Annotated in this window: 13 protein-coding genes and 1 pseudogene; 7 read left to right on the forward strand and 7 right to left on the reverse strand. The window is 40.9% G+C overall.

Annotated features, from left to right (window positions below):
- Positions 1 to 31 precede the first annotated feature (31 nt).
- Genes HLV59_RS15795 through HLV59_RS15805 form a run of 3 tightly spaced genes read left to right on the forward strand, consistent with a single transcriptional unit; the run spans position 32 to position 4786 of the window.
- Entirely contained in the window at positions 32 to 1372 is a 1341-nt protein-coding gene (locus HLV59_RS15795; RefSeq protein ID WP_016144326.1) for a MacA family efflux pump subunit, read from the forward strand.
- Between the two features lie 2 nt (positions 1373 to 1374).
- The gene (locus HLV59_RS15800; RefSeq protein WP_171430350.1) at positions 1375 to 3369 is read left to right on the forward strand and encodes a MacB family efflux pump subunit; all 1995 of its coding nucleotides are present in this window, start codon (positions 1375 to 1377) and stop codon (positions 3367 to 3369) included.
- A gap of 22 nt (positions 3370 to 3391) precedes the next feature.
- Complete coding sequence (locus HLV59_RS15805) at positions 3392 to 4786, forward strand: efflux transporter outer membrane subunit (RefSeq protein ID WP_087090018.1); 1395 nt, start codon at positions 3392 to 3394, stop codon at positions 4784 to 4786.
- A 69-nt stretch (positions 4787 to 4855) separates the two neighbouring features.
- On the opposite strand, the gene HLV59_RS15810 is transcribed toward HLV59_RS15805, so the two are convergent.
- From HLV59_RS15810 to orn, 3 genes are all read right to left on the reverse strand, one after another.
- On the reverse strand, positions 4856 to 5659 hold the full coding sequence (locus HLV59_RS15810) for an enoyl-ACP reductase FabI (protein WP_023274323.1): 804 nt from the start codon (positions 5657 to 5659) through the stop codon (positions 4856 to 4858).
- Between the two features lie 138 nt (positions 5660 to 5797).
- On the reverse strand, positions 5798 to 6529 hold the full coding sequence (locus HLV59_RS15815; RefSeq protein WP_016144322.1) for a Bax inhibitor-1/YccA family protein: 732 nt from the start codon (positions 6527 to 6529) through the stop codon (positions 5798 to 5800).
- A gap of 154 nt (positions 6530 to 6683) precedes the next feature.
- Positions 6684 to 7250: an oligoribonuclease gene (gene orn / locus HLV59_RS15820; protein WP_000099436.1), complete on the reverse strand. Its 567-nt coding sequence runs from the start codon at positions 7248 to 7250 to the stop codon at positions 6684 to 6686.
- Between the two features lie 125 nt (positions 7251 to 7375).
- Here orn and rsgA point away from each other — a divergent pair, with 125 nt between their 5' ends.
- From rsgA to secB, 4 genes are all read left to right on the forward strand, one after another.
- Positions 7376 to 8437 carry a ribosome small subunit-dependent GTPase A gene (rsgA, locus tag HLV59_RS15825; RefSeq protein ID WP_005066188.1) on the forward strand — a complete coding sequence of 354 codons (1062 nt, stop codon included), beginning with the start codon at positions 7376 to 7378 and terminating at the stop codon, positions 8435 to 8437.
- A 98-nt stretch (positions 8438 to 8535) separates the two neighbouring features.
- Entirely contained in the window at positions 8536 to 8952 is a 417-nt protein-coding gene (locus HLV59_RS15830; protein ID WP_000443006.1) for a rhodanese-like domain-containing protein, read from the forward strand.
- An 11-nt stretch (positions 8953 to 8963) separates the two neighbouring features.
- The gene (gene grxC / locus HLV59_RS15835) at positions 8964 to 9221 is read left to right on the forward strand and encodes a glutaredoxin 3 (protein ID WP_002114715.1); all 258 of its coding nucleotides are present in this window, start codon (positions 8964 to 8966) and stop codon (positions 9219 to 9221) included.
- 27 nt (positions 9222 to 9248) lie between these two features.
- Positions 9249 to 9707 (forward strand): protein-export chaperone SecB, encoded by a 459-nt coding sequence (secB, locus tag HLV59_RS15840; RefSeq protein WP_002115005.1) that lies wholly within the window; start codon positions 9249 to 9251, stop codon positions 9705 to 9707.
- Positions 9708 to 9776: 69 nt separating this feature from the next.
- Here the strand turns inward: secB and HLV59_RS15845 are convergent, their stop codons facing one another.
- The 4 genes and pseudogenes from HLV59_RS15845 to HLV59_RS15860 all read right to left on the reverse strand — a co-directional run bounded on the left by HLV59_RS15845 (position 9777) and on the right by HLV59_RS15860 (position 12854).
- Positions 9777 to 10433, reverse strand: a complete 657-nt coding sequence (locus HLV59_RS15845; protein ID WP_171430351.1) for a 4'-phosphopantetheinyl transferase family protein — start codon at positions 10431 to 10433, stop codon at positions 9777 to 9779.
- A 23-nt stretch (positions 10434 to 10456) separates the two neighbouring features.
- Positions 10457 to 10891 (reverse strand): annotated as a pseudogene (locus tag HLV59_RS15850) (excinuclease).
- Positions 10892 to 10902: 11 nt separating this feature from the next.
- Positions 10903 to 12129 (reverse strand): beta-ketoacyl-ACP synthase, encoded by a 1227-nt coding sequence (locus tag HLV59_RS15855; protein ID WP_171430352.1) that lies wholly within the window; start codon positions 12127 to 12129, stop codon positions 10903 to 10905.
- Complete coding sequence (locus HLV59_RS15860) at positions 12129 to 12854, reverse strand: 3-ketoacyl-ACP reductase FabG2 (protein WP_082183044.1); 726 nt, start codon at positions 12852 to 12854, stop codon at positions 12129 to 12131. The genes HLV59_RS15855 and HLV59_RS15860 overlap by 1 nt, the downstream gene beginning before the upstream one ends.
- Positions 12855 to 12872: the final 18 nt, after the last annotated feature.

Raw genomic sequence — 12872 nt, forward strand, 5'->3', positions numbered from 1 at the left:
AATTAAATTTTAAACTTTTCGACCTCTCATCATGCCAAAAATAAAGCCAATCAAACTCGTTATTATCATTGTCTGTATAGCAATTATTGCTGTATTAGCTTGGAAGTTTTTGAAACCTAAACAGCAGCAGCCTCAATATATTACTGCTGAGGTGACGCGTGGGGATATTGAAAATAATGTACTTGCCACAGGTACACTTGATGCAACCAAGCTCATTAGTGTTGGTGCGCAGGTATCTGGTCAGGTTAAAAAGATGTATGTACAGTTGGGCGATCAAGTTAAGCAAGGTCAACTCATCGCGCAAATTGACTCAACAACACAAGAAAACAGTCTAAAAACCTCTGATGCAAACATTAAAAATTTAGAAGCGCAGCGTCTTCAACAAGTTGCATCTTTAAATGAGAAACAACTTGAATACCGCCGTCAGCAACAAATGTATGCCCAAGATGCAACGCCGCGTGCAGATTTAGAATCGGCTGAGGCAAGCTATAAAACAGCTCAGGCGCAAATTAAAGCATTAGATGCACAAATCGAATCTGCCAAAGTGACAAAATCTACGGCTCAAACCAATATTGGTTATACACGTATTGTTGCTCCAACTGATGGTACGGTTGTCGCGATTGTGACTGAAGAAGGTCAAACCGTAAACGCAAACCAAAGCGCGCCAACAATTGTCAAAATTGCAAAATTACAAAATATGACGATTAAGGCACAAGTCAGTGAAGCTGACATTATGAAAGTTGAAAAAGGGCAACAGGTCTACTTTACAACTCTAGGTGATGAAACCAAGCGTTATGCAACATTACGTCAGATTGAGCCTGCTCCTGACTCAATTTCGAGCGAATCGACCAGTACAACAAGCTCAACCACCAGTTCGGCTGTTTACTATAATGCGTTATTCGATGTGCCAAATACTGATGGTAAATTGCGTATTGATATGACCGCACAAGTTTATATCGTATTAAATTCAGCTAAAAATGCTTTATTAGTTCCATCTTCTGCTTTAAGTAGTAAACAATTTTCTGGTCAAAGAAAATCAGGTCAGTCATCTGAGAAAGCAAGTTCTACGCCAAGTACAGAACGCAAAAATCAAGGTAATGGTGCTCGTTTAGAACGCTTAAATTTAACTACTGAACAAAAACAACTGGTTGAACAAGGGAAAGCAACGCTAAGCGTAGTACGTATTTTACAAGCCGATGGTACAGCCAAACCGACTCAAATTTTGGTCGGCATTAATAATCGTGTAAATGCACAAGTTCTTGCGGGCTTAAAACAAGGTGACCAAGTTGTCATTGCAGATAGTGCCGATACTTCTGCTGCATCAGCAAATAGTAGTAATAACCGTCGCCGTAGTGGCCCAATGGGAATGTAAGCATGACAAAACAAGCTTTGCTTGAAGTCAGCAATCTGGTCCGGGAATTCCCTGCTGGCGAAAGCACGATACAAATTTTAAAAGGTATTGACCTGACCATTTATGAAGGTGAACTGGTTGCCATTGTCGGCCAGTCTGGTTCTGGTAAATCGACTCTCATGAATATCCTGGGTTGTCTGGACCGACCTACGAGTGGTAGTTACAAGGTTAACGGACAAGAAACAGGTAAACTCGAGCCAGATCAACTCGCTCGACTACGCCGTGAATATTTTGGTTTTATTTTCCAGCGCTACCATTTACTGGGTGATTTATCTGCTGAAGGTAACGTAGAAGTTCCAGCTGTTTATGCAGGTGTTACCCCTTCTGAACGTAAACAACGCGCAACGGCTTTACTGACCGAATTGGGTTTAGGCACGAAAACACTCAATAGACCAAGCCAACTTTCCGGTGGTCAACAACAACGTGTTTCTATTGCCCGTGCACTCATGAATGGCGGTGACGTTATTCTGGCAGATGAACCCACAGGAGCGCTCGATTCTCATAGTGGTGTTGAGGTGATGCGTATTTTGCGCGAACTCAACGCCGCAGGTCACACGATTATTTTAGTGACCCATGATATGCAAGTTGCCAAAAATGCGACTCGTATTATCGAGATTAGTGACGGAGAAATTATTAATGACCGTCCTAATATTCCAGATCAAACAGCTGAACCGATCAAATCTGATCCTGATGCAGCTCCTGCTTTGCAAGGTAAACAGAAGAAAGGCAAAAGTATTTCTGCGTGGCGTTCTACTTTAGACCGTTTATCAGAAGCCTTTCAAATGGCTTTACTGTCTATGAATGCCCATCGCATGCGTACTTTTTTAACCATGCTTGGGATCATTATTGGTATTGCTTCTGTTGTTACAGTGGTCGCTCTAGGCAAAGGCTCTCAACAACAAATTTTAAGCAATATTAGTAGTCTCGGAACAAATACGATTACCGTGTTCCAAGGCCGTGGTTTTGGTGACAACTCTAAAACTGCAAGTTTTAAGACTTTAGTACCTGCCGATGCTGATGCGTTAATGACTCAACCTTATGTCAGTGCAGTCAGTCCAATTGTCAGTACATCCAAAACCATGCGTTACCAACAAAATGAAGCAAACGCGACCATTAATGGTGTGAGTAACGATTATTTCGATGTAAAAGGTTTGGTCTTTAAAGATGGACAAACTTTTGACCAACGAAGTGTTCGTGATCGCTCACAGGATGTAGTCATTGATACCAATACTCAAAAACAGTTCTTTAGTGATGGTACCAACCCCATCGGTCAAGTCGTGTTACTCGGTAGTGTACCTGCCCGTATTATTGGTGTTGTAGAACCACAAACAAGCGGCATGGGCTCTGATGACACTTTAAATGTCTATATGCCTTATACAACCGTAATGAGCCGTATGTTGGGTCAGTCGAATGTACGTAATATCGTGGTTCGTATTAATGACAAATATTCAACTGCTGCCGCAGAAAATGCGATTGTAAATCTATTAACCCAGCGCCATGGTGCACAAGATATTTTCACCATGAACAGTGACAGTATCCGTCAAACCATTGAGAAAACAACCAGCACAATGACGCTTCTGGTTTCAGCAATTGCCGTAATTTCATTGGTTGTCGGTGGTATTGGGGTGATGAATATTATGTTGGTTTCGGTGACCGAACGTACTCAGGAAATTGGTGTACGTATGGCCGTAGGTGCTCGTCAAAGTGATATTTTGCAGCAATTCCTGATTGAAGCAATTTTAGTGTGTTTAATTGGTGGTGTGCTTGGCGTCTTACTGTCGCTTGGCCTTGGACAACTTATTAATAAATTTGCTGGCGGTAACTTTAGCGTGGCTTATTCAAGTACCTCAATTATTGCAGCCTTTGTCTGTTCAACACTGATTGGTGTCGTATTCGGTTTCTTACCTGCCAAGAATGCCGCGAAACTTGACCCTGTTGCCGCACTATCTCGAGAATAAGGAAAATTGCATGTCTTTCTCAATGACTAAACTCAGCACAGCACTTCTTCTCACAGGCTCTCTTGTAGGATGTGCGGCTGTAGTAAAAACACCTTATGAAACACCTGCGGTACAAGTTCCGGGTAGTTTTCAATATGACACAGCAAAATCAAAAACCATGTCTGCCGATCAATATTCTGACCGTTGGTGGACGCTTTTTAATGATGCGCAGCTCAATCAACTTGTAAGCAATGTATTAGAACGTAACAGTGATTTAGCAGTTGCAGGTATTGCCTTAAAGCAAGCCCGTTTACAAGCAGATCTAACTGCAAACAAACAAGGCTTACGAACCAGCTCTAGTGTTTCTACAGGACATTCTTTCGATTTAAATTCGGGAGATGATAGCTCTAAAGGTCTTTCAATGAGCGCTGGAGTAAGCTATGAGCTTGATTTATTTGGCAAGCTTGCACGCCAAACCGAAGCAAGTAAATGGGAAGCTTTAGCAACCGAACAAGATTTACAAGCTACTGGACAAAGCTTAATTGCAACCACTGCCAAACTCTATTGGCAACTGGGTTATTTAAATGAACGTTATGCGACTGCTCAGCAAAGCCTAGCAACTTCTCAAAAGCTTTATGACTTGGTTCAGATTCAATATAAAGCTGGTGCCGTTTCAGGTGTAGATCTGACTCAAGCAGAACAATCAGTGCAAAGCCAAAAAGCAAGCTTAAGCCAAATTGAGCAACAACTGGTTGAAACACGCACAGCCATCGCAGTGTTATTGCATGAACCATTGCAACAATTAAACATTCAAGAGCCAAAGCGTTTACCACGCACCGCTCTACCTGCAATTGGCGCTGGCTTACCTGCCGACATTTTATCGCGCCGTCCTGATTTGCAAGCAAGTGAGCTACGCTTAAGAAAAGCATTAGCAACTAAAGATGCAACCAAAGCAAGCTACTACCCTTCGATTAGCTTAACCAGTAGTTTAGGCTCAAGCAGCACATCTTTAACGGAGTTGTTACGCAACCCTGCCCTGACGCTTGGTGCAAGTTTAAGCTTACCGTTTTTACAATATAACGATATGAAGAAAGATATCGCGATTAGTAATCTGGATTATGAAAAAGCGATTATTCAATATCGCCAAACGCTTTATCAGGCTTTTGCTGATGTAGAAAATGCTTTATCGAGTCGTACAGAACTCGACAAGCAAGTAGCGCTACAAGAGCGTAATGTTGAACTTGCAGAAAAAACTGAACGTTTAACTGAAGTCCGTTACCGTTATGGTGCTGTCGCATTAAAAACACTTCTTGATGCACAGCAAACCACACGTACTGCACGTCTAAGCCTCGTTGAAACAAAGCAAAGCCAATACAATGCTTATGTCACCCTCATGCAAGCTCTAGGGGGTTCACCTGTAAAAGAACTGCCGCAATAACTTGTACCAATTAAAAAAGCCGTAGTCCTTCAACTACGGCTTTTTTTATGCCTGAATAAATTTTAAAACTTATTCATCATCCATCATAGATTGGCTCATACCTACAGTATTGAAACCAGCATCTACATATAGAATTTCACCAGTAATACCTGAAGCCCAAGGTGAGCATAGGAATAACGCTGCGTTACCTACTTCTTCAATGGTTACATTACGCTTTAACGGCGCAACTTTTTCATTGGCATCTAACATTTTACGGAAAGATTTAATACCTGAAGCAGCTAGAGTACGGATTGGACCCGCAGAAATCGCATTTACACGGATACCATCAACACCCAAGCTTGAAGCTAAGTAGCGAACACCAGCTTCTAAAGAAGCTTTTGCCATACCCATAACGTTGTAGTTAGGCATAACACGCTCAGAACCTTGGTAAGTCAAAGTCAATAAACAACCTTGGCGAGCTTGTAATAAAGGTTTTGCAGCACGAGCCATTGCAATAAAGCTGTACGCACTGATGTCATGAGCAACTTTAAAACCGTCACGGTCAGTCACGTCAGTGAAGTCACCATCAAGCGTGTGTGCAGGTGCAAAGCCGATTGAGTGCACAACACCGTCTACACCATCCCAATGTTTTGCAAGTTCTGCAAATGCATTATCAATTTCAGCATCAACAGCAACATCACATGGAAACACAAGCTTAGAACCGAATTGCTCAGCAAATTCATCCACACGTTTTTTTAATTTTTCGTTTGGATAAGTAAACGCAAGCTCTGCACCTTCACGGTGTAATGCTTGGGCAATACCAAAAGCAATTGATAATTTACTAGCAACGCCTGCAATCAAAAAGCGCTTACCTGCTAAAAGTCCTTGTGTCATGCCGATCTCACTCAAAACAATTTCAAGCATAATGCCAATATTCGGCGGTTTTCGAAATTGCATAATGCATCTTTTTTCAAAAATCGCACGAAAAAAAATCGCTCCTTATTAAGGAGCGATTTTTAGATACATACAGTATTAGTCGTCAGACAATAAGCCTAGTAAACGTAAGAAAGAAATATACATCCAGACTAAAGTTGCCAGTAACGCAATACCACACAACCATTCCATGAATTTTGGTGCACGATATGCGGCACTAGTTTCAATTAAATCAAAATCTAAAATCAGGTTAAGTGAGGCAATCACCGCAACAAATGCAGCAAAACCAATGCCTAACCAGTTACTTTCAAAAATATAAGGAACGCTTGAACCAAATGCTAAACGCATGACCATCTGTACGATAAATACAATAAAGATCGCCAAAGATGCAGAGATAACGACTGACTTGAACTTTTCAGTTGCGCGGATAATTTGGAATTTATATAGACCAAACATCACCAAAGTTGTAACGAAGGTTGCTAATAAAGCCTGAAGAGGAACACCAGGGTATTTCAATTGGAAAGTAAAAGAAATACCACCTAAAAAAGCCCCTTCAAATAAAGCATACGGAATTGCCAATGTTGGTGCAGTCGTTGGTTTAAACGTTGTAATTAAAGCTAAAACCAAACCACCAATTGCACCCACAATTGAAGCCGCGTAAGCAATCCCAACATTTGCAGTAAAGGCTGCATAGAAAAATAAAGCGACACCCACCGCTGCTGCAATCACGGTCAACATAACAGATTTTTGAATCGCACCTTGCACAGTCATCGGTTGACTATAATCACTGACCGTTTCAACTCGGGTCAGTATCGGGTTATTACTTTGCATAAATGTTCTCTTTTTATAATAAAAATTTAAAACATCATTTTAAGCAAAATGAATATGAAAGCCAAATTAAGCAATCGGCATTATTGTAACAAGCTTCTTTAAGCAATAAAAAAGGAGGCAATAACCTCCCTTTCATCTCACGTCTACAACGTAATTAATCTTTACCGTCAGTATTCATAATAAAGAAGTATTCGCGGTAATATTTCAGCTCCGAAATTGAGTCACGAATATCATCCATTGCCAAATGCGATGCATTCTTTTTCAAACCGCTCATAATTTCAGGGCGCCAGCGTTTTGAAAGTTCTTTTACCGTAGATACATCAAGATTACGATAGTGGAAATATTGCTCAAGCTCAGGCATAAGACGATGTAAGAAGCGGCGATCCTGACAAATCGAGTTACCGCACATTGGTGAAACTTTTGGATTCACCCATTTTTTTAGGAATTCTAAAGTTTGTAACTCAGCATCACGTGCTGTTAGCTTACTGCGGCGAACTCGTTCAATCAGACCAGATTGGCCATGTTGACGAGTGTTCCATTCATCCATTGCATTTAAAATACGATCAGGTTGATGAATAGCCAAAACTGGACCTTCGGCAAGTACATTTAAATGATCATCTGTAATAATTGTTGCGATTTCAATAATTTGGTCATTATCGGTATCTAATCCGGTCATTTCCAGATCAATCCAAATTAATCGTGTATTTAAAGTACTGCTCATGAATGTACGTTCTAAAATGCCGTAAAAACATCAATAGTAGCAAATTTCTTGCTTCCGCGCTGTAATTCTATAGCTGCTTCATGCTATTTTTGCGGTCTTCAAACAATGGTTTTTTTGGGATATGAATGGCTTTAATTCGTAAGCGTCGTTTAACTGAACAACAGCAACGTCGTATTGAAAAACAGCATAAAACTCGCCAAGAAGAGATCGATACTTCACAGGATCTAGATGGACTCGTTGTACAACACTATGGCCGTCAACTTGAAGTACAAGCCCTCTCTGTACCTGAGCATCACCCAGAAAAACCACAAGTAGCCGAAGGAGAACCAGAACCATTCTGGAAGCCGATCGAGCTCAATAGTGTTTGGCGTTGCCATACTCGAACTAATCTTGAGTTACTTGTAACTGGTGATCGTGTTAAATGGCAGGCAGACCCAAATACGGGTTTAGGCATTATTACAGCCATTCACCCACGCACCTCTTTACTTACCCGCCCTGACCGCTATCACAAAGTTAAACCAGTGGCCGCAAACATCAGTTTGATTGTGATTGTATTTTCACCACTTCCTGAACCAGCTCCAACGTTAATTGATCGGTATTTAGTTGCTTGTGCAGACGCTAACATTCCTGCTCTTTTGGTCCTCAATAAGTCTGATTTACTCACTGAAAATGACCCAATTCTTACCTTATTAGAAGAATATAAAACCTTGGGTTATGAAGTGATGATTTGTCAGTCCAAGAAGGGAGATATCTCTGCTTTATCTGAGCGTTTAGATGGTGAAACCGTAGCATTTGTAGGGCAATCAGGCGTAGGAAAAAGCTCTTTAATTAATGTGCTCATTCCAGATGCAGAGCAAAAAACTAATGTTATTTCTGAAAACTCTGCACTTGGACAACACACGACAACCTCTACGCGCTTAATCAACTTCGGTAAAAACGGTGCCTTAATTGATTCTCCGGGAATTCGTGAGTTTGGGCTTTGGCATCTCGATTTAGAAAAAATTCGTATGGGCTTTCCTGACATTGCCGCACATCTAGGATCTTGCCAATTCCGTAATTGCACACATACTCATGAAAAGAATTGTGGGCTTAAACAGGCCGTTGAAGCGGGTGAAATTTTGCCACGACGTCTAGATAGCTTTTTGCGTTTAATCGATGAGATTCAAGAAGCACAGCAAAAAAACTGATTTTCTGCCCTATTTGCCCTTGAAGTGGTGATTTTGATCACCATCTATATACGCTATACTCTAGGTCAATTTTGTTTTTTAATTTTTTTAGGTGACTTGTGGAACGCTGGTTAGAGTTTATGGGGAATCACCCCATTTTGTTTGGTACGCTCGGAGTCTTGATCGTGTTGTTCTTCATTTTTGAAGGTCAACGTAATGGTCGTAAAATTTCTCCACAGTCGCTTGGTATTTTAGTGAAAGCGAAAAATGCTCTTTTGATTGACTTACGCGATAGCAAAGATTTCCGCGAAGGTCACATTAGTGGCAGTCGCAATATTCCGTATAGCCAAATCGCAAGTCATGCTGACGAATTAAAAGCAAGTGACCGTCCACTGGTATTTATTTGCAACTTGGGGCAAGTTGCTGGAAGTGCTTTGCAAAAAGTTGCTCACCACGATAGCTATCGTCTTGATGGTGGTATTAGTAACTGGAAAGCACAAGGCTTACCTCTTGTTAAAAGCAAACCAAAAGCTTAAGGAGAATTATCATGGCTGCAAATGTCATTGTTTACTCAACTTCTGTATGCCCGTATTGTGTTCGTGCTAAACAGTTACTTGAGCGTAAAGGTGTTGCTTATAAAGAAGTAAATCTTTCTGTTGAAGCACCAGAAGTACGTGTTGAATTAATGCAACGCACAAATCATCGTACTGTCCCACAAATTTTCATTAACGATCAGTTTATCGGTGGTTTTGACCAACTTTATGCTTTAGAGCGTGAAGGTAAACTCGACGAATTATTGGCTTAACATCGCATCCATATTAAGGAAAAAACAATGAGCGAAGAACAACAAGTTCAACCACAATTAGCTTTAGAGCGTATTTATACAAAAGATATTTCTTTTGAGGTTCCTGGGGCGCAGGTTTTTACTAAACAATGGCAACCTGAACTTAATATCAATCTTTCTTCTGCTGCAGAAAAGATTGACCCAACTCACTTTGAAGTTTCTTTAAAAGTTGTGGTACAAGCCGATAACGACAACGAAACAGCGTTCATTGTAGATGTAACTCAATCAGGTATTTTCTTGATCGATAATATTGAAGAAGAGCGTTTACCTTATATTTTAGGCGCATATTGCCCAAATATTTTGTTCCCGTTCTTACGTGAAGCTGTAAATGATTTAGTAACTAAAGGTAGCTTCCCACAGTTACTTCTTACTCCAATCAACTTTGATGCAGAGTTTGAAGCTAACATGCAACGAGCTCAAGCTGCTGCTGTTGAAGGTCAAGCTTAATTTTTAGCTTCTCCTTTTAATAAAAAAACCGCGTAATACGCGGTTTTTTTATGTGTGCTATTTAGATTATTAACGATCAAGTGAGTGAAGCTGAATAGACGGAAACTCAAAACCACGGCAAGATAACTCTGAACGCCATGCCGCGGTTAATATCATATTGCCCACAATAAAATTCTGATAAGCAAATGTCCCATTAAGTGGGTGAGAACAGACTCCACCATGATCGGTAGGATGTGCCTGAGTATTTAACGTGTTTAAATCTAAACGTATGCCTAGTCCTGAAGCTTTTAAAACAGCTTCTTTCGTGGTCCAGACTTTGAACCAATATTCTCTATCTTGTTCTAAGCTTAGCCATGTTTCATATTCATCGGGATGAAATGCATGTTTTGCTAAAGCGTCTAAGCGTACATTTCGATCCTGTTCCTCAACATCTATGCCAATATCTTTAACCTGTTCGCTCATGGCTAAAGCGTAGTATTGTTGGCTATGTGAGTGATTAAAATGCAAAGTGTGATTCAATAAATAAGGTTTACCATGTTCATGCTTGGCAAACTCCAATTCCATTGAATTGAGTTGTAGTTTCTCTGCAATCAGTCGATTTCTGACACTCTGTATTTGTTGTTTTTTATAATGATTAAATGAACGGAAGTCTGGAAAATCTTGTTTAGACTTTAAAAGAAGCTGAGATAATGCCTGTGTGTAGACCTCAATTTTACGCTTAGACATTATCTCGACCTTACTTTAAATGATTAGAATTTAACGACATCGCCTTTTAAAGCAACACCCGCCATCATGGTGCCTTTATAGCAATCGTAAGTTGTCGTACTCGTTGTTTCATTGGCTTTAAAATAGCTCACAATATTGGTAACGGCGTTTGCCCCTTGTGCTTTAGCATTGTTTTGCATTTGGATCAGTGCTGAACGTAAAACCCAGTCACAAGACGTTGCTGCCGACTTACCAAAACCATTGGTCTTTTTATTTGTCACAGCATCTTTTTGAATAACTTTACCACCAGACTTTGTACCCTTTAAATAAAACTTTACAGAACCATCCAGAGTCCCATCGGCAACTGCACGGTCTACAGCTTCTTTAAAATTTAACTAATGTACTTCATCTCCAGCCTGAACAGTAGCAGTAAAACCCGCACTTAGCATTGCTACAAATAAAAGTTTTTTATTTAACATTGTTGTGTTCCTTATTGTTTAACACGTTTAAAAATAAGCGAAGTATTAATTCCGCCAAAAGCAAAGTTATTGCTCATAATAATGTCAGCATCCAAATTTCTCGGCTGCTGAACGATATAATCTAGTTCACCACATAGCGGGTCGATTTCATCTAGATTTAAAGTTGGAATAAAACGGCCACGATTCATCATTTCGATGCTTAACCAAGCTTCAATAGCCCCACACGCTCCCAGCGTATGTCCAAAATAACTCTTTAAAGAGCTAATTGGTTTATAGCCTAAAACTTTTGCAGTGGCTTGGCTCTCCGCCACATCCCCCTGATCTGTTGAAGTACCATGTGCATTTACGTAGGCAATATCTTTAGCTTCTACAAATGCATCTTTCAGCGCTAACTCCATACAGCGCCCCATCATTTCTGACTCAGGACGAGTGACATGTTGACCATCGGTATTGCTACCATAACCAATCACTTCTGCATAAATATGAGCACCTCGTGCTTTGGCATGTTCATATTCTTCGAGAATTAAACACCCTGCCCCTTCACCAATCACCAATCCATCTCGTTTAGCATCAAAAGGACGTGGTGTTTTTTCAGGTTGATCATTCATGCTACTGGTTGCGAACAATACATCAAAAACTGCCGCACCTGCCGCACTGAGTTCCTCTGCACCACCCGCAATCATGACTTGTTGTTTGCCATATTTGATTGCTTCATACGCTTGCCCAATTGCCATGGAACCAGAGGTACATGCACTTGAGGTCGGTAAAGTTAATCCTTTTAGACCAAAATATACGGTCATGTTCACCGCACTTGTATGAGCCATCATACGAATATAAGTGGTTGCATTGATCTTACTCATGCTCTGATGAAGCAACATGCTAGCAAACTCACCCACGGCATCTACACTACCCGCGGAAGAACCAAAGGCAACACCCGCTTCGCCACTAGATAAAATTTCATGTCCAAGCAAACCAGCATTTTGTAAAGCAGTTTCGGCACAAACCACAGACATAAGCGCTACACGCCCCATCCCGCGGGTAACCTTACGGTTAAAATGTTTTGGAACATGGAATGTTTCAACAGGTCCAGCAAGCTTGGTCCGAAGGTCAACATATTGCTCCCACTCGGGCATGTAACGTATACCGCTTTTAGCAGCTTCAAATCGCGCAAAGATGTCATCGGCAGTTTCACCTAAAGAGGTAATTCCCGCCATTCCTGTCACAACCACACGTTTCATCAGATGAGTCCTCCATTCACAGAGATCACCTGTCGAGTTACATAAGAGGCTTCATCTGAACATAAGAATTTCACTACACTCGCCACTTCATCGACCTGCCCCATGCGTTGCAACGGAATCATTTTTAGCGCATGTTCTTTGACTTCATCTGTCACCATTTCGGTCTCAATGAGTCCTGGTGCTACACAATTCACCGTAATTTTTCGCTTCGCCAATTCGAGTGCCAAGGCTTTAGTCGCACCAATCAATCCCGCTTTTGCAGCACTGTAGTTAACCTGACCACGGTTACCCATAATCCCAGACACAGAAGATAAAGTGACAATACGGCCACCTTTACGTAAGTGAATCATTGGCATAATTAATGGCTTCAATACGTTATAAAAACCATCTAATGACGTCGAAATCACTTCATCCCAATCTTGATCTGTTAACGCTGGGAAAGCGCCATCATGGGTAAGACCTGCATTTAATACGACCCCATAAAAAGCGCCATGCTGCTTTACGTCTTGCTCTAGAATTTGTTGAACCGTCTGGCGCTCATTTACATCAAACATTAAATAATGGCTATTTTGCCCTAAGGCTTGAATCTCTTGTACGACTTGCTCAGCCTCTGCTTGACGTGAACGTGCGTGTACAGTCACATCAAAACCAGCCTTTGCGAGTTGTAATGCAATCGCTTTCCCAATTCCTCGACTTGAACCCGTTACTAAAATTCGTCTTGTCACAATGTATTCCTAATTCTT

The sequence above is a fragment of the Acinetobacter lactucae genome (assembly GCF_013122135.1).
GTDB classification, from domain to species: domain Bacteria; phylum Pseudomonadota; class Gammaproteobacteria; order Pseudomonadales; family Moraxellaceae; genus Acinetobacter; species Acinetobacter lactucae.

What these genes read in the sequence shown, in the direction of transcription:
- HLV59_RS15795 (WP_016144326.1), top strand. Translation starts at nt 32, where the DNA reads ATGCCAAAAATAAAGCCAATCAAACTCGTTATTATCATTGTCTGTATA.
- HLV59_RS15800 (WP_171430350.1), top strand. Translation starts at nt 1,375, where the DNA reads ATGACAAAACAAGCTTTGCTTGAAGTCAGCAATCTGGTCCGGGAATTC.
- HLV59_RS15805 (WP_087090018.1), top strand. Translation starts at nt 3,392, where the DNA reads ATGACTAAACTCAGCACAGCACTTCTTCTCACAGGCTCTCTTGTAGGA.
- HLV59_RS15810 (WP_023274323.1), bottom strand. Translation starts at nt 5,659, where the DNA reads ATGACACAAGGACTTTTAGCAGGTAAGCGCTTTTTGATTGCAGGCGTT.
- HLV59_RS15815 (WP_016144322.1), bottom strand. Translation starts at nt 6,529, where the DNA reads ATGCAAAGTAATAACCCGATACTGACCCGAGTTGAAACGGTCAGTGAT.
- orn (WP_000099436.1), bottom strand. Translation starts at nt 7,250, where the DNA reads ATGAGCAGTACTTTAAATACACGATTAATTTGGATTGATCTGGAAATG.
- rsgA (WP_005066188.1), top strand. Translation starts at nt 7,376, where the DNA reads ATGGCTTTAATTCGTAAGCGTCGTTTAACTGAACAACAGCAACGTCGT.
- grxC (WP_002114715.1), top strand. Translation starts at nt 8,964, where the DNA reads ATGGCTGCAAATGTCATTGTTTACTCAACTTCTGTATGCCCGTATTGT.
- secB (WP_002115005.1), top strand. Translation starts at nt 9,249, where the DNA reads ATGAGCGAAGAACAACAAGTTCAACCACAATTAGCTTTAGAGCGTATT.
- HLV59_RS15845 (WP_171430351.1), bottom strand. Translation starts at nt 10,433, where the DNA reads ATGTCTAAGCGTAAAATTGAGGTCTACACACAGGCATTATCTCAGCTT.
- HLV59_RS15855 (WP_171430352.1), bottom strand. Translation starts at nt 12,129, where the DNA reads ATGAAACGTGTGGTTGTGACAGGAATGGCGGGAATTACCTCTTTAGGT.